16 protein-coding genes are annotated in these 14432 nt (G+C 69.1%); 7 read left to right on the forward strand and 9 right to left on the reverse strand.

All coding sequences use genetic code 11. From position 1 onward, the window contains the following. Window positions 1-52: 52 nt before the first annotated feature. Window positions 53-685, reverse strand: a complete 633-nt coding sequence (locus tag VM306_RS33290; protein WP_325521967.1) for a DUF6928 family protein — start codon at window positions 683-685, stop codon at window positions 53-55. Between the two features lie 141 nt (window positions 686-826). Between VM306_RS33290 and VM306_RS33295 the strand changes: the two genes are divergently transcribed. Then, the gene (locus VM306_RS33295; protein ID WP_325521969.1) at window positions 827-1801 is read left to right on the forward strand and encodes an endonuclease/exonuclease/phosphatase family protein; all 975 of its coding nucleotides are present in this window, start codon (window positions 827-829) and stop codon (window positions 1799-1801) included. On the opposite strand, the gene VM306_RS33300 is transcribed toward VM306_RS33295, so the two are convergent. From VM306_RS33300 to VM306_RS33310, 3 genes are read right to left on the reverse strand one after another with little or no spacing between them, the layout of a single operon-like run. Then, window positions 1773-2567: an SIR2 family NAD-dependent protein deacylase gene (locus VM306_RS33300; protein ID WP_325521995.1), complete on the reverse strand. Its 795-nt coding sequence runs from the start codon at window positions 2565-2567 to the stop codon at window positions 1773-1775. The two genes, VM306_RS33295 and VM306_RS33300, sit on opposite strands and share 29 nt — an antisense overlap. Further along, window positions 2567-2878 (reverse strand): antibiotic biosynthesis monooxygenase, encoded by a 312-nt coding sequence (locus VM306_RS33305; protein ID WP_325521971.1) that lies wholly within the window; start codon window positions 2876-2878, stop codon window positions 2567-2569. Before VM306_RS33305 ends, VM306_RS33300 begins: the two co-directional genes overlap by 1 nt. 10 nt (window positions 2879-2888) lie before the next feature. Next, entirely contained in the window at window positions 2889-4340 is a 1452-nt protein-coding gene (locus VM306_RS33310) for a M1 family metallopeptidase (protein ID WP_325521973.1), read from the reverse strand. A 15-nt stretch (window positions 4341-4355) separates the two neighbouring features. Here VM306_RS33310 and VM306_RS33315 point away from each other — a divergent pair, with 15 nt between their 5' ends. Further along, window positions 4356-5102: an alpha/beta hydrolase gene (locus VM306_RS33315; RefSeq protein WP_325521975.1), complete on the forward strand. Its 747-nt coding sequence runs from the start codon at window positions 4356-4358 to the stop codon at window positions 5100-5102. Here the strand turns inward: VM306_RS33315 and VM306_RS33320 are convergent. The 3 genes from VM306_RS33320 to VM306_RS33330 form a co-directional block, all read right to left on the reverse strand. After that, window positions 5051-5560: a 2'-5' RNA ligase family protein gene (locus VM306_RS33320; protein WP_325521977.1), complete on the reverse strand. Its 510-nt coding sequence runs from the start codon at window positions 5558-5560 to the stop codon at window positions 5051-5053. The genes VM306_RS33315 and VM306_RS33320 overlap by 52 nt on opposite strands. A 55-nt stretch (window positions 5561-5615) precedes the next feature. Further along, window positions 5616-6485 carry an A/G-specific adenine glycosylase gene (locus VM306_RS33325; protein WP_325521979.1) on the reverse strand — a complete coding sequence of 290 codons (870 nt, stop codon included), beginning with the start codon at window positions 6483-6485 and terminating at the stop codon, window positions 5616-5618. A gap of 63 nt (window positions 6486-6548) precedes the next feature. After that, window positions 6549-7061 carry a carbonic anhydrase gene (locus VM306_RS33330; protein WP_325521981.1) on the reverse strand — a complete coding sequence of 171 codons (513 nt, stop codon included), beginning with the start codon at window positions 7059-7061 and terminating at the stop codon, window positions 6549-6551. 150 nt (window positions 7062-7211) lie between these two features. On the opposite strand from VM306_RS33330, the gene VM306_RS33335 reads away from it, so the two are divergent. Next, window positions 7212-7874, forward strand: coding sequence for a hypothetical protein (locus VM306_RS33335; RefSeq protein ID WP_325521983.1), 663 nt, complete (start codon window positions 7212-7214; stop codon window positions 7872-7874). A gap of 6 nt (window positions 7875-7880) precedes the next feature. On the opposite strand, the gene VM306_RS33340 is transcribed toward VM306_RS33335, so the two are convergent. Together VM306_RS33340 and VM306_RS33345 are read right to left on the reverse strand one after the other, a co-directional pair. Continuing rightward, window positions 7881-8984 (reverse strand): LacI family DNA-binding transcriptional regulator, encoded by a 1104-nt coding sequence (locus VM306_RS33340; RefSeq protein ID WP_325521985.1) that lies wholly within the window; start codon window positions 8982-8984, stop codon window positions 7881-7883. 121 nt (window positions 8985-9105) lie between these two features. Next, window positions 9106-10146, reverse strand: coding sequence for a LacI family DNA-binding transcriptional regulator (locus tag VM306_RS33345; protein ID WP_325521987.1), 1041 nt, complete (start codon window positions 10144-10146; stop codon window positions 9106-9108). Between the two features lie 220 nt (window positions 10147-10366). On the opposite strand from VM306_RS33345, the gene VM306_RS33350 reads away from it, so the two are divergent. The 4 genes from VM306_RS33350 to VM306_RS33365 all read left to right on the forward strand — a co-directional run. Further along, a complete protein-coding gene (locus VM306_RS33350) occupies window positions 10367-11623 on the forward strand; it encodes an extracellular solute-binding protein (RefSeq protein WP_325521989.1) in 1257 nt (418 codons plus the stop codon). A gap of 96 nt (window positions 11624-11719) precedes the next feature. After that, window positions 11720-12598: a sugar ABC transporter permease gene (locus VM306_RS33355; RefSeq protein WP_325521997.1), complete on the forward strand. Its 879-nt coding sequence runs from the start codon at window positions 11720-11722 to the stop codon at window positions 12596-12598. A 1-nt stretch (window position 12599) separates the two neighbouring features. Beyond that, a complete protein-coding gene (locus tag VM306_RS33360) occupies window positions 12600-13496 on the forward strand; it encodes a carbohydrate ABC transporter permease (protein WP_325521991.1) in 897 nt (298 codons plus the stop codon). Window positions 13497-13724: 228 nt separating this feature from the next. Beyond that, window positions 13725-14432: ABC transporter ATP-binding protein (locus tag VM306_RS33365; RefSeq protein ID WP_325521993.1), on the forward strand; the 708-nt coding region annotated here is incomplete at its 3' end.

Raw genomic sequence — 14432 nt, forward strand, 5'->3', positions numbered from 1 at the left:
CGGCAGCGATCTCGCGGCGGCGGCCGAGGCACCCGCGGCGGCGGTCTGAGCCTCAGCGCGGCGTGACGGCGAACCCGGCCAGCACGATCTCCTCCAGGGCCGGGTCGTCGTCCTCGTAGACCCCCTCGTAGTTGAAGCCGAACAACGCCCTCAGCGCGGCCTCCGCCAGGTCGAGCGGGTGGAAGCGGAACGGGTACTCGTCGTCTTCGTCGAGGCTCTCCAGGAACTCCTGGTCGCCCGCCAGGTACTTCTCCTCGAACGGCAGGGGAGCGCCGATGTCCTCGATCACGCCGCTGTCCGGCGAGAGGCTGAACGAGCGGCGCACCGTGCCGTCGGGCTCCCAGATCGCGTAGGCGAAGAAGTCGACGACGCTGTGCATGGCGTGCAGGTACAGGGTGCGGCCGGCGGCCTCGCGGACGAAGCGCTGCGGCAGGTCGGTGGGGGCGTCGTTCGCCGCGTCCCAGGTGCACACGATCGACAGGCCCGGTAAGACGGCGGCGTAGACCTCGCCCTCCGGTGGGTTGCCGTGGTCGAGGCTGCCGTCGGCTATCGGGCGGATGTCGTGCGACGGGTACAGGCGGCCGACGAGGGCCGCTGTGGCCTCGCGGTCGATCTTCGGCGACGAGCGCAGGATTGTGCTGACGTCGTCCGATGCGTAGAACAGCATCCAGTCCTTGGCTCCCACGATTCCCCCTGAGGTCGGCGTGGGACCATCATGGCGGAGGGGTCTGACAGTTTCGGCGGGCAACGGAACCCCGCCTCCGGCCGTCCCTCACTCGTGGGGACCACACCGGAGACTGACGACCACTCGGCGAGACTGCACGGCGTGGTCACCACCGAGGTGAAGCCGCGCAAGAGCGGGTTCGCCACGTTCCTGCTGGTCGTGTGCGCGATTCTCTTCGTCGCGGCGGCCATGGTCAGGCTGCTCGGCATCGACGGCACCCGGTACATGATCGCCACGACGTCGCTGACCCCCTACATCACCGTCGCGGGCCTGTTCATCGGGCTGCTGGCGCTGTTCCGCAAGAGGTGGGTCGTCGGGCTGACGATGACCATCGTGGCGGTCGTGCTGGTCGCCAACGTGGCGCCACGCGCCTTCTCCGACGCGCGGCCGAACGGGGTGGGGCAGCAGGTCAGGTTGATGACATCGAACCTGCTCACGGGCATCGCGGACGCCGACGCCATCGTGCGGGAGGTCAAGGCGCGCAGGGTCGACATCCTGACCATGCAGGAGCTGACGCCGGAGATGGTGCGCGACCTGCAACGGGCGGGGCTCGACCAGGTGCTGCCGAACCGCGTCTTCCTCGACGAGCCGGGCGGGTCGGGCAGCGGCATCGCCTCGAGGTACCCGCTCAAGCTGCGGAACCTGACCCCGCCGGGCACGTTGCAGCAGGCCGGGGCGCTCGTGGACCTGCCGGGCAAGGACATCGAGGTCGTCTCGGTGCACCCGTTGCCACCGGTCGTCACCGACGGGCCGGAGGCGTGGCAGCGTGAGCTGGCCGGGCTGCCCGCGCCCGACTCGACCGGCGCGCTCCGGGTGCTCGCGGGCGACTTCAACGCGACGCTCGACCACGTCGGCCTCACGCGGCTGCTGAACAAGGGGTACGTCGACGCCGCCGACCAGGTCGGCAAGGGACTGATCCACACCTGGCCGAGCAAGGTCGGGATCTGGCCGCCTCCCGTCACCATCGACCACGTGCTGGTGGACACGAAGATCCTGGTGGACACGCTCGACGTGTTCGACGTGCCCGGCAGCGACCACCGGGCGATCGTCACGCAGTTCGTCGTGCCAAGGCTGTGAGGGCCTCCAGCGCCCCGACCGGCAGCGACACGCCCCGGCCGTGGCGCACCTCCGGCTCGCGGACGTTGATCCTGATCAACGCCCCCGACGCCGCGCTGGCCAGCTCCGCCTGACGCCGCACGGTCGGTACCGCCGTACCGGCGCCGATCTCGACCACGGCCAGGTTCCGCTGGGTCCGCCGCCACTGGTTCAGGGCGTCGAGCTGCGCCTGGCTGCGGTGCGGCACCCAGCCCCAGTCGCCGAACATCAGGATGTTGGGACGCGCCAGTCCTCCGCACCGCGGGCACGACGGCAGCTCACCGACGGCCCGCATCGTGTCGGGGTCGACCTCGACGTCGAACGAGCACTCCCGGATCTCGTCGGTGCACGGTTCCACGCACTGGACGTGGTGGATCGACCCGTGGACCTCCGCGACGTCGGTGAACCCGGCCTTCTGGAACTGACCGTCCACGTTGGACGTGAAGACGCGGGCGCCCCACGACCGCAGGACCTCGAAACCCTCGTGCGGCACCGTGTCGCGGTAGAGGTGCAACCGGTGGCCGTAGAAGCCCCACGCGAGCGCCGGGTCGTCGGCGAAGTGCACGGGGTCGGCGATCTCCTCGAACTCCAGCCCGAGCCGCTCGTACGGCGGGTACGCCCGCCAGAAGCCCTCGGTGCCGCGGAAGTCGGGAAGACCGGAGTCGACGCCGATGCCGGCTCCGGCGCAGACGAGGACGGCGTCCGCGCCGGAGATCAGCTCGGCGGCCCTGTCATAGGCCTCGTCGATCACTGCTGGGGCTTGCTCCCCAGCACGACCTCGAACTCCAGCAGGTCGGCACCGGTCGACACGGGCCGGGCGCGCTCACCGGAGTGCGCGGCCGCACCGGCCTGGCCGTCGCGCCACGCCACGAAGTCCTCGTGCGTCTCCCAGCGCGTGACGACGAAGTAGCGGTCCTCGCCCGCGACCGGGCGCAGGAGCTCGAAGCCGAGGAAACCGGGCTGGCCGTCGACCGCGCCGAGGCGGGCGGCGAACCGCTTCTCGAGCTCGGGGCCGCTGCCCTCGGGGACCGTGATCGCGTTGATCTTCACGACTGCCATGGGACCCACACTAGCGGCGCACACCGGCAGGCAGCAGGTACTGGTCGCCAGGGATGCCCGAGTCGTGGAACCAGGCCTTGAAGAACGCGTCGAGGTCCTGGCCGGAGGCCTCCTCGAAGTGGTTCTCGAAGTCCGGCCACGAGGCGTTCGAGTCGCGGTGCTCGGCCACCCACGACTGCAGCGCCTTGAAGAACACGTCGTCCCCGACCTGCTTGCGCAGGGCGTGCACGGCCATGATGCCCTTGTCGTAGACGCCCCGGAACTCGTTGCCCTTGCCCATGTCGTAGAGCTTCGGCGCCCAGAACGACGTCCGGCCGCGCAGCTCCTCGACCCGCCCGCGGTAGCGCTCGTCGAGGTCGGTGCCGTCCTTCTCCAGCCACAGCCACTGCGAGTAGGAGGCGAGGCACTCGTTGAGGCAGATGTCCGCCCAGCTCCGCAACGACACCGAGTCGCCGAACCACTGGTGGGCGTTCTCGTGCACGACGGTCTCGAGGTCGGCCCACGACGCGTAGATCGGCCTGGTCTGCGTCTCCAGCGAGAACCCGATCTGGTCGGCCACCCAGATGCCGCCCGCCGCGCGCTGCGGGTACGGGCCGAACTTCGTCTCCAGGAACGCCAGGACCTCCGGCAGCCGCGACTGGACCGGCTTCTTGGAGGCGGACGTGCCGGGCGCGTACGCGTCGACCACCGGCGTGCCGCTCGGCAGCTTCGAGCGCACGACCTCGAACTTGTCGATCGCGACGGTCGCCAGGTAGGTCGCGAGCGGCGTTTCCTCCGACCAGGTGAACGTCGTCCAGCCGCCGTCGCGCTTCGGCGGGCCCTCCAGGCCGTTCGAGATCGCCGTCCAGCCGTCGGGGACGCGGGCGGTGATCTTGAGCGCCGCCTTGTCGCGCGGGGTGTCGTTGGCGGGGAACCACGTCGTCGCGGAGTGCGGCTGACCTGCGGCGAACGCTCCGCCGGTGGACGAGATCTGCCAGCCGCTGCGGCCGAGCGAGGCGTCGTCGATCGTCGTGGGCTTGCCGCCGTAGGCGACGACGGTGGTGAACGGCTTGCCCTTCGCGAGCGGCGCGGACGGGGTGATCACCAGCTCGTGGTCGCCCTCCGACGAGAACTTCGCGGGCTGACCGCCGACCTTCACATCGCTGACCTGCAGACCTTCCAGGTCGAGGTTGAAGCGCGACAGGTCGTCCGACGCGGTGGCGGTGATCGTCGCGACGCCGTCCAGCTGCTTCGACTCCGGGTCGTAGGTGATCGCGAGGTCGTAGAGCGTGACGTCGTAGCCGCTGTTGCCGTCCGTCGGGTAGTAGGCGTCGCCCGCGCCCGCACCGGCCTCGACGGCGTCCTGCGGCGACGTCTCCCGGCTCGGGCTGACGGGATCGCCGCCCGGCGTTCTGAACACGACGAGCAGACCGGCGACGAGCACGATCAACACCAGGGCGATCAGGTACGGGCGGGCCTTCATGCGTTAATCATCCCTGTGTCGGTGGTGGAGTTCGGCGGAACGGGTCAGGGCGTGCTGCTCCTGCACGGCCTGATGAGCAGGGCCACCGCCTGGTGGCCCGTCGCGCAGTGGCTCAGGCCGTTCGGCCGCGTGGTGGCCCTCGACCAGCGCGGGCACGGCCGCAACCCGCGGCGGGGACCGTTCCGCACCGAGGACTTCGTCGCCGACGCCGCTGCCGCCGTCGAGGAGCTCGGCCTCGGGCCCGCCGTGGTGATCGGGCACTCCATGGGCGGGCTGCACGCGTGGTGTCTCGCGGCGACCCGTCCGGACCTGGTGCGCGCGATTGTGGTCGAGGACTTCGCCCCGGACAACAGGGGCAGGACGGTCGACGAGTGGAAGTGGCTCTTCGACGCCTGGCCGGTGCCGTTCCAGTCGCTCTCGCACGTGATGTCGTACTTCGGCTCGCCGGTGTTCGCCGAGTACTTCGAGGAACGCTCCGACGGCTGGCACCTGATCGCGTCCCTCGACGACCTGTACGAGATCGCGGCCCACTGGGGCACGCGGGCGTACTGGGACTTCATCGACGCCGTGCGGTGCCCGTCGCTGGTGATCGAGGCAGGTCAGGGCGGCCAGCTACCCGGACAGATGGTGGAGGCGGCACGGCGTTCCGGCGGTCAGCACCTGTTCGTCCCGGAAGCCGGCCACGTCGTGCACGTCAGTGCGCCGTGGGTCTACCGCGGCGCCGTGGAAGCCTTCTTGAGCACGTCGATCTCGCCGGTCTGAGTGTCGACGATCGACACCTCGCGGACCTTCGCGCGGATCGGCTCGACGGGGAACACGGCGGCGAACGCGGCCTTCATCGCCTCGTCGTCGATGTCGTGGGCGAGCGTGCAGTGCGGCACCCAGCTGCCCGGCAGGTAGTACGCGCTCGGGTTCTTGACCTTGCTCGCCAGCACGTCGTGGATGGCGGAGTGCACGGCGAGCAGCTCGGTGTCGACCACGGCGCCCAGCATCAGCACGTTCTCCGAGGTCGAGAACGTGCTGAGCGTGTGCAGCCAGAGGTCCGGCAGCCACAGCCGTTCCAGGTCCTCGCGCAGCTCCTTGCGCACCTTGGGGCCGATGGTGCCCGCGACGGCGTAGGTGAGGTGCGGCGGGTGGTTGTGCTTCGCGCCGATGCGTCGCTGCAGGTCGCGGACCTTCTTGTCCGCCTCGTCGTCGAAGAACGCCACCAGCGCGTGCATCTGTTCGCCCCCTCGTCGGAAACCTTGTCGGAATGTCAACATTCCGACAAGCCGGTCAGTGCTCGCCAGGCAGGGCGAAGAGGCCCTCGCGCGTCTGCTCGACCAGTCCGTCGTCGAGCAGCGAGACCAGGCACTTCTCCCGCTGCGTGATGTCGTTCCACACGATGTCGAGCTGGGCCTTGGGCACCGGCCCCGGCGCACCCCGCAGCACGTCCAGCAGCTTGCCCCGCACCTGCCGGTCGGTCCCTGCGAACGCCTGGACCTTCTTCGCCGGCCCGGCGTAGGCGGGGCGCCCGGCGAGCTGCCACGCGCACTCCGCGTACAGCGGGCAGTCGGCGCACTTCTGGTTCTTGGCCGTGCAGATCAACGCGCCGAGCTCCATCAACGCGGCCGAGAACACGGCGGCGTCGTCCTGGTCGTCGGGCAGGATCGCCTCGACGTCGCGGAGGTCGCGCTTGGTCGACGGCGGCCCGGCGTCACCGGCACCGTGCACAGCGCGCGCGACGACTCGGCGGACGTTCGTGTCGACGACGGCGCACTTCTGCCCGTACGCGAACGTGGCCACCGCACGGGCCGTGTAGCTGCCGATGCCGGGCAGCGACTCCAGCACCGAGATGTCCGACGGCACGATGTCGCCGTGGTCGCGTGCGATGGCGGTGGCGGCCTCGTGCAGCCGCAGAGCGCGCCGGGGGTAGCCGAGCTTGCCCCACATGCGCAGCACCTCGCCCTGGGAGGACGCGGCCATCGCGGACGGCACCGGCCACTTCGCCAGCCACTCGTGCCAGATCGGTTCGACGCGCGACACCGGGGTCTGCTGCAGCATGATCTCGCTGACCAGCACGCCCCACGCGGTGCACGAAGGACGGCGCCACGGAAGGTCACGGGCGGCGGTGTCCCACCAGCCCAGCAGTAACTCGTGATTCATCGCCGCCATTCTCGCGCAGAGGCCCCCGCCCGTTGCCGGGAAGGGGGCCAAGGGCGAGTGCGGTCAGGCGGCCTGCGTCTCCGCGGCGTCGACCTCGCGCAGCTCACCGGTGTGCACGTCGTAGACGAACCCCCGGATCTTGTCGGTGTGGGGGATGAACGGGCTGCGCCGCAGCCGCGCCATCGAGCCGCGCACGCTCTGCTCCACGACCTTGAACGCCTCGACGGCCCAGGTCGGCCGCAGGCCGGTGTCGGCCTCCAGCTCGTCCTTGAACTCGTCCTCCGTCACCATCTCCAGGCCGCAGTTCGTGTGGTGCACCAGCAGCACCTCACGCGTGCCCAGCTTGCGCTGGCTCAGCGCCAGCGACCGGATGGCGTCGTCGGTGACGACCCCGCCCGCGTTGCGCAGCACGTGCGCCTCACCCTGCTTCAAACCGAAGATCTCGAACACCCGGATGCGCGAGTCCATGCAGGTCAGAATTGCCACCTGCAGGGACGGCTTCGCGGACGAACGATCTCCGGGAACCACGTTCCCGAGCTCGTAGTTCCGCTTGAGCAGCTCGTCGATCGCGGTCATGACACACCTCCATGGCCTACCGGCGGACCCCCAAGTGATGGAACTGGAGTGGGCACGCGTTCACAAGGGTTTCGGGTCCATATCACGTTCACCGGATCGAGCGATGCTCGCTTCCGCCTGGATTCCCCCAGGTCCCGCTACGTTCGGGCCGTGACCGAGCCCTCAGGACAGCTCCCGTCCACGGTGTACTGGCGCCGCCGCATCGCCGCGATCGGCGCGGGGCTGGCGACACTGCTGCTCGTGGTCTGGATCGTCGGGCTGTTCGGCTCGAACGAGGAGAGCGCCCAGCTGACGAGCGCCGCGGCGTCGTCGTCCTCCCACCCTCCGCCGAGCACGTCCGAGACGGCGGGCGCGTCCTCGTCGACCACGCCGCCGCCGTCACCGTCGAACACCACCCAGGCCCCGCCTCCCGGGCCGCCGCAGGCCTGCCCGGACGAGGTGATCGGGGTCGTGGCGAAGGCCAACAAGCCCGTCTACACCATCGGTGACCAGCCAGAACTGTCGATGGAAGTGGTCAACAACGGGCCGGTGCCGTGCATCAGGGACATCGGGCGCCGGCACCGTGAGCTCACCGTGCTGACGGCGGACGGCGCGACCGTGCTGTGGTCCAGCAACCACTGCCTGTCGGCGGTGGGCACCGAGGTGCGGGTCATGCAGCCCAAGGAGGCCTTCAACTACGGCACGAAGTGGGCGGGCTCGACCTCGGCGCCCGGCTGCGGCGCGCACACCAGGGTCGGGTCCGGCGACTACCTGCTGGTGGCGAAGCTGGCCGCGAGGACCAGCTCACCCGTCGTCTTCAGGCTCGCGTACTGAGCCAGGTCACGGACCGAACCAGCGCTCCTCGGCGCCACCGCGCGGCCCGGCGGACGTCTTGCCGATGATCAGCTCGGTCGCGAGGTTGACCGAACGGGGACGTGTGCGCTCGCTCGCGTCGAGCAGCAGCTTGCCCGCCGCGCGGCCCTTCTCCAGCACCGGCTGGCGGACCGTCGTGAGCCCGGCCTCCTCGCCGGCGCGGATGCCGTCGAACCCGGTCACGCTGATGTCGTGCGGCACGCGCAGGCCACGCCGGGCGGCCTCGGTCATCGCGCCCAGCGCCAGCACGTCCGAGGTGCAGATCAACGCGGTGACCTGCGGGTCGCGGTCGAGCACCTGGGCGGCGCCGGACGCACCGGAGGCCATGTTGTGGTCGAAGCGCTCGACCACGGGGACCTGCGACCAGTCGACGCCTGCCTCGCTGAACGCCTCGGCGAGACCGGACAGGCGGTTGCGCTGCACGTGGAAGTGCGCGGCGTGCTGGCGGTCCGGCGTCACGAAGCCGTCGTTGCGGTCACGCGCGAGACGCATGCACACGACGCCGACGCGGCGGTGGCCCAGCCCGATGAGGTGCTTCGCGAGCTCGTACATCGCGCCGCGGTCGTCGATGCCGACGCGGTCGACCGTGCCGAGGTCCGGCTGGTCGCAGACGACCGTCGGGACGGGACGCTCCAGGACGGCGGCGAGGTGCGGGTCGTCGTCCGGCACGGAGTAGACGACGAAGCCGTCGACGCCGGCGCGGTGGACGGACGCGACGTCCTCGCGTTCGGGGTTGGCGGGCACCAGCAGCAGTCCCGTGCCGGCGTCTTCACACGCGAGGGCGAGGCCCTCCAGGAAGCCGATCGCGGCCGGGTCGCGGAACGCGTAGGACAGGTTCTCGGTGAGCAGCAGACCCACCGCCCCGGCTTTGCGCGTGCGCAACGAGCGCGCCACAGGATCCGGGCCGGGATAACCCAGCCTTCGGGCCGTGTCCAACACCCGCCGCCTCAGCTCGGGGGAGAGCTGGTCGGGACGGTTGTAGGCGTTGGACACCGTTGTCCGGGAAACGCCCAGCTCAGCGGCCAGAGAGGCCAACGTTGCCGGACGTCGCACATGCATCGACCGCGCCATGAAAGGACCGTAACGGTTCAGAACCAATTCGTGAAGCGAGGGTGACCTGTGTCCCTCAAATGACGCATCCGCGCAGGTTGTTCTATCTGCCTTGTTCAGAATTTGGTCCAGACCAATGGGCTCATCGCTTCGGAGGCGCCGTCGACTCCCTCGCGACGAGCCGCGGGCGGAACACGCGGGTGTAGCTGTCGGTGCCCTGCCTGCGGCGATCCGGGTCCAGGCGCAGCACGAGCTCGTCGATCGCGGCCGCCGCCATCTCCTCGATCGGCTGTGCGAGGGTCGTCAAAGCGGGCGAGGAGTAGGCAGCCAGCGGGATGTCGTCGAACCCGACGACGGACAGGTCGTCCGGTACGGAAATCCCCCTCTGGTGCGCCTCGCGCATGACGCCGAGCGCCATGTGGTCCGAGGAGCAGATCACCGCCGTCGGCGCCACGGTGTCGAGCAGCCTCGCCACCGCCACGCCACCGCCCTCCGCGCTGAACGGTCCGTGCGACACGTACTCGGACCCCGCCGGCAGGTGGTCCTCCTCCAGTGCGGCGGCCCATCCGGCGCGCTTCAGGCGTGAGGGGAGAGATCGCGCCGGACCCGAGACGAACCCGATCCGCTCGTGGCCCAGCTCGATCAGGTGCTTCGTGGCCGTGTAGCCGGCGAGCTGCTCGTCCACCGTCACGTCGGGCACGTCCAGTGCGGGCGTGGCGCCGTTCAGGAACACCATGTGGACGCCGTCGGCGAGGAGCTTCGCGTAGTAGCTCGGGCGCGGCGCCTGGCCGAGCGGCACCTCGACGTTGGTGATCTCCGGCGACACGAACACCATGCCCTCGACCCCGCGGGCCAGGAGCATCCGGACGTACTCCTCCTCGCCCATCGGCGCGCCGCTGCGGGTGTTGCACAGAAGCGAGGAGTAGCCCAGGCGCGCGGCCCGCGTCTCCAGCGCCTCGGCGAACGCGGGGAAGACGGGGTTCGAGAGCTCCGGCACGAGCAGGCCGATCACGCCTGTGCGCTGCAACGCGCCGAGCCCGCGCGGGGTGTACGGCATCTCCGCGAGGACTGAGAGCACCCGCTGCCGGGTCTCCTCGTTCACACCCGCGCGCCTGTTGAGAACTCGGCTCACGGTCGAGATGGACACCCCGGCTGCCCTGGCGATCTCGGACAGTCCGGACACGTTGCCTCCTGCTCGCGCTGGGTTTGGCGCAAGCCTGCCGTGTTCAGAAAAAATTTGCAACGCGGGTTTTCAAGACAGGGCCGTTACGGCTTGGTTACGGTCGACGTCTTGACCTGACCATGGTTCGGGTAGTGAAATCGCCCGCAACATTCTCGCAAAACCTTGCAATACCCTCATCTCACTGGGAGATGAGGCCCAGCTGGAGGGAACGGCAGCAACGATGCGACGGACAACCCTCGTGACCGCCATGGCGACGGGTGTCGCCCTCGCTCTCACCGCCTGCGGAGGCGGTGGGTCGAGCAACAGCGGATCCGACTCGGGCGAAGTGACCTTCTGGGACACCAGCGGCCCCAACGAGAGCCCCGTGTTCAAGAAGATCGCGGAAGGCTGTGCCACCAAGGACGGCTACAAGGTCAAGGTCGAGACGCAGGCGTTCGACGGCGCGCTCAACAACTACAAGACCGCCGCCCAGGGTGGTCAGGGTCCCGACGTCTTCCGCTCCGAGGTCGCGTGGGTGCCGCAGCTCGCGAAGCTGGGCTACGTCGCCGACCTGTCCGACACCGACCTCGCGAAGGACACCTCCGACTTCCTGGACGCCCCGCTGGGCTCCACGAAGTACGAGGGCAAGACCTACGCGGTGCCGCAGGTGACCGACTCGCTCGCGTTGCTCTACAACAAGAAGAAGCTCGCCGACGCGGGCGTCGAGCCGCCGAAGACGTGGGACGAGCTCAAGACCGCGGCCGCCAAGCTGGGCGGCGAGAAGGCGTTCTTCCTCAACAACGACGCGTACTACGCGCTGCCGTTCATCTACGGCGAGGGCGGCGACCTGGTCGACGCCTCCGCCAAGAAGATCGTCGTGAACTCCGCGCAGAACGTGAAGGCGCTGGAGACCGCGAAGGGCCTGCTCGACGGCAAGGCCGCGACCACGGCGCTCGACGCGACGAACTCGTACTCCAACATGCAGGCCGCGTTCTCGTCCGGTGACGCCGCCATGGTCGTCAACGGTCCGTGGGCCGTCGCCGACTACCTCAAGGGCGCCGCGTTCAGCGACCCGGCGAACCTCGGCATCGCGCCGGTCCCCGGCCCGTCCGCCGGCAAGGGCAGCGCGCCGGTCGGTGGCCACGACTACGTCGTCCGCCAGGGCACCAAGGCGAAGCAGTCGTCGATCAAGTTCATCCAGTGCATGGCGTCGGTCGAGTCGCAGGCCACCATCGCCAAGGAGCTGGGCCTCCTGCCGACCCGCAAGTCGGCCTACCAGAACGCCGACGTCAAGGCCAACGCCGTCGTCGCCGCGTTCGAACCGGTCACCAAGACCGCGCACGAGCGTCCGTGGATCCCCGAGGGCGGCGAGCTGTTCGACCCGCTGAAGGTCGGCTACGCGGACTTCCTCGCCGGCAAGAAGGACGCCAAGACCGCCCTTGACGACGTCGCCAAGGCGTACAAGGACAAGGTCGTCCCCGAGTACTCCGTCGGCTGACTGGTGCCGAACGGCCGGGGTGTCGCGCCCCGGCCGTTCGCCTGAGGGGAGATCTCGGTGCGTCGGTTCCTGGACCGGTATTGGTACGCGTATGCGATGGTGCTGCCGGTCGTGGTGGTCATCGCGGTGTTGGTGCTCTACCCGCTCGCACAGGGCGTGTTCTTCACCTTCACGAACATCAACGAGGGCAACATCGCCAACCCGGTCCTCGAACGGCCCGCGACCTACGACGTCGTGGGCTTCAAGAACTACATCAACGTGCTCTCCGGCGGCGAGTCGTTCGGCGACTTCTGGGGCACGCTGGTCCGCACGCTGATCTGGACCTTCTCGTGCGTGTTCCTGCACTACACCATCGGTCTCGGCCTGGCGATGCTGCTGAACCGCCAGGTGCGCGGCCGCTCGCTCTACCGCGTCCTGCTGATCCTGCCGTGGGCGGTGCCCGCGTTCATCAGCGCGTTCGCGTGGAAGTACATGTTCAACGCGCAGTACGGCATCATCAACCAGCTCCTGCGCTCGGCCGGCCTGCCGGACCCGGTCTGGCTCGGCCAGTCGAACTGGGCGCTGGTGTCGGTGATCATCGTGAACACGTGGCTCGGCGTGCCGTTCATGATGGTCGCGCTCCTCGGCGGCCTGCAGTCGATCCCGGCCGACCTCTACGAAGCGGCCGAAGTGGACGGTGCCACGCCGTGGCAGCGGTTCCGCCACGTCACGTTGCCGGGCCTGCGTTCCGTCTCGTCGACGGTGGTCCTGCTGGGCATCATCTGGACGTTCAACATGTTCCCGGTGATCTACCTGATCGCGGGCCCGAACCCGAACGCCCGGATCCTGGTCACCTACGCGTTCGAGCGCTTCTTCTCCGGCGCGTCCCGCGACTACGCCATCGCGTCGACCTACGGCGTGCTGATCCTTTCGGTGTTGTTGGTGTTCGCCACGATCTACCGGCGGGCACTGCGCAAGCAGGGCGAGGTGTGGTGACGTGACGCTCGATGCTTCGTCTCTCCAGGTGGTCCAGGCCACCGACCGCCGGTTGCGCAGGACCGACCGTTCCAAGGGCGCTTCGGTGGCGCTGCACGCCACGCTGATCGTCGCGTCGATCATCGCGGTGTTCCCGGTCTTCTGGGTGTTCGTCACCTCGCTGAAGCCGGACGCGCGCGCCGTCGAGCCGACGCCGAAGCTGTTCAACGAGTCCTCTTTGGACAACTACACCCGCGTGCTGTCGGGCGAGAAGGGCGACTTCCTCGCCTGGTTCGGCAACTCCGTGCTGATCGCGCTGATGACGACCGTCCTCGGCGTGTTCATCTCGGCGACGGCGGGCTACGCGGCGTCGCGGTTCCGGTTCCCCGGCAAGCGCGGCCTGATGATGTCGTTCCTGCTGGTGCAGATGTTCCCGTTCGCGGTGCTGATCGTGCCGCTGTACAACATCCTGATCGCCCTGGGCCTCAACGGTTCCTCGATCGGTCTGGTGCTCGTCTACTGCACGACCGCGGTCCCGTTCTGCACCTACATGCTGAAGGGCTACTTCGACACGGTGCCGGCCGACATCGACGAGGCGGGACGAGTGGATGGCCTGTCGCCGTTCGGCGTGTTCTGGCGGCTGATCCTGCCGCTGGCCAAGCCGGGTCTCGCGGTGACGTCGTTCTACGCGTTCCTGACGGCCTGGGGCGAGGTGGCGTTCGCGTCCGCCTTCCTGTCCGCCGCGGACGAGTCGAAGACCCTGGCCGTCGGGTTGCAGGTGTTCGTGCAGCAGAACAGGACGGAGTGGGGGCACCTCGCCGCCGCGTCGATCCTGGTGGCGATCCCGGCGATCGTCGTGTTCTACCTGGTGCAGCGCTTCCTGGTGCAGGGCCTCGCGTCCGGCGCGGTGAAGGGCTGAGGTCCTTGCCGTCCACCGCCCTGAGCCCGATCCGTACCGCTCGGCCACGTCGCGGGTCAGGAACGTGACACCTGCTGCGGGCGGTCGCGTTCCCAGGGCTCGCAACGCAATGCCTGAGGACGTAAGCGCTTACGTTGTCGATCTCCTGCAACGTAAGCGCTTACGTCCGTTCCCGTAAGCGCTTGCAATCCCTAACGTCGCGCCCAGACAAGGTGAAAGGTGCGTCACATGGCTGAGGTGTCCTACGTCAAGGCGTCGCGGATCTTCTCCGGCAACCCGCCGGTCCGCGCGGTCGACGAGCTGTCGCTCGAAGTCGCCGACGGCGAGTTCCTGGTGCTGGTCGGTCCGTCCGGTTCGGGCAAGTCGACGGCGCTGCGCATGCTCGCGGGCCTGGAGGACGTCGACGAGGGCGCCATCCAGATCGGTGGCAAGGACGTCACCAACGTGCCGCCGAAGGGCCGGGACATCGCGATGGTGTTCCAGTCGTACGCGCTCTACCCGCACATGACCGTCGCGGAGAACATGGGCTTCGCGCTCAAGCTGCGCGGTGTGGCGAAGACCGAGATCAAGGCGAAGGTCGAAGAGGCCGCCAAGATGCTCGACCTCCAGAAGTACCTGGAGCGCAAGCCGAAGGCCCTGTCCGGTGGTCAGCGCCAGCGCGTCGCGATGGGTCGCGCCATCGTGCGCGAGCCCTCCGTGTTCCTCATGGACGAGCCGCTGTCCAACCTGGACGCCAAGCTGCGCGTCGAGACCCGTGCGAACATCGCGGCCCTGCAGCAGCGCCTCGGCACGACCACGATCTACGTCACGCACGACCAGGTCGAGGCCATGACGATGGGTCACCGCGTCGCGGTGCTCAAGGACGGCCTGCTGCAGCAGTGCGACACGCCTCGCGCGCTGTACGACCGCCCGGCCAACGCGTTCGTCGCGGGCTTC

Origin of the sequence: Lentzea sp. (assembly GCF_035525475.1) — a bacterium.
Taxonomy (GTDB): Bacteria; Actinomycetota; Actinomycetes; order Mycobacteriales; family Pseudonocardiaceae; genus Lentzea.

Excerpts from the sequence above, each read along its gene's own strand:
- VM306_RS33320 (WP_325521977.1), bottom strand. The coding sequence starts at position 5,560 with ATGCACGCGCTGGTGGCGTTCTTCGACGACGAGGCGGACAAGAAGGTC.
- VM306_RS33355 (WP_325521997.1), top strand. The coding sequence starts at position 11,720 with ATGGTGCTGCCGGTCGTGGTGGTCATCGCGGTGTTGGTGCTCTACCCG.
- VM306_RS33305 (WP_325521971.1), bottom strand. The coding sequence starts at position 2,878 with ATGGCAGTCGTGAAGATCAACGCGATCACGGTCCCCGAGGGCAGCGGC.
- VM306_RS33330 (WP_325521981.1), bottom strand. The coding sequence starts at position 7,061 with ATGACCGCGATCGACGAGCTGCTCAAGCGGAACTACGAGCTCGGGAAC.
- VM306_RS33325 (WP_325521979.1), bottom strand. The coding sequence starts at position 6,485 with ATGAATCACGAGTTACTGCTGGGCTGGTGGGACACCGCCGCCCGTGAC.
- VM306_RS33340 (WP_325521985.1), bottom strand. The coding sequence starts at position 8,984 with ATGGCGCGGTCGATGCATGTGCGACGTCCGGCAACGTTGGCCTCTCTG.
- VM306_RS33310 (WP_325521973.1), bottom strand. The coding sequence starts at position 4,340 with ATGAAGGCCCGCCCGTACCTGATCGCCCTGGTGTTGATCGTGCTCGTC.
- VM306_RS33350 (WP_325521989.1), top strand. The coding sequence starts at position 10,367 with ATGCGACGGACAACCCTCGTGACCGCCATGGCGACGGGTGTCGCCCTC.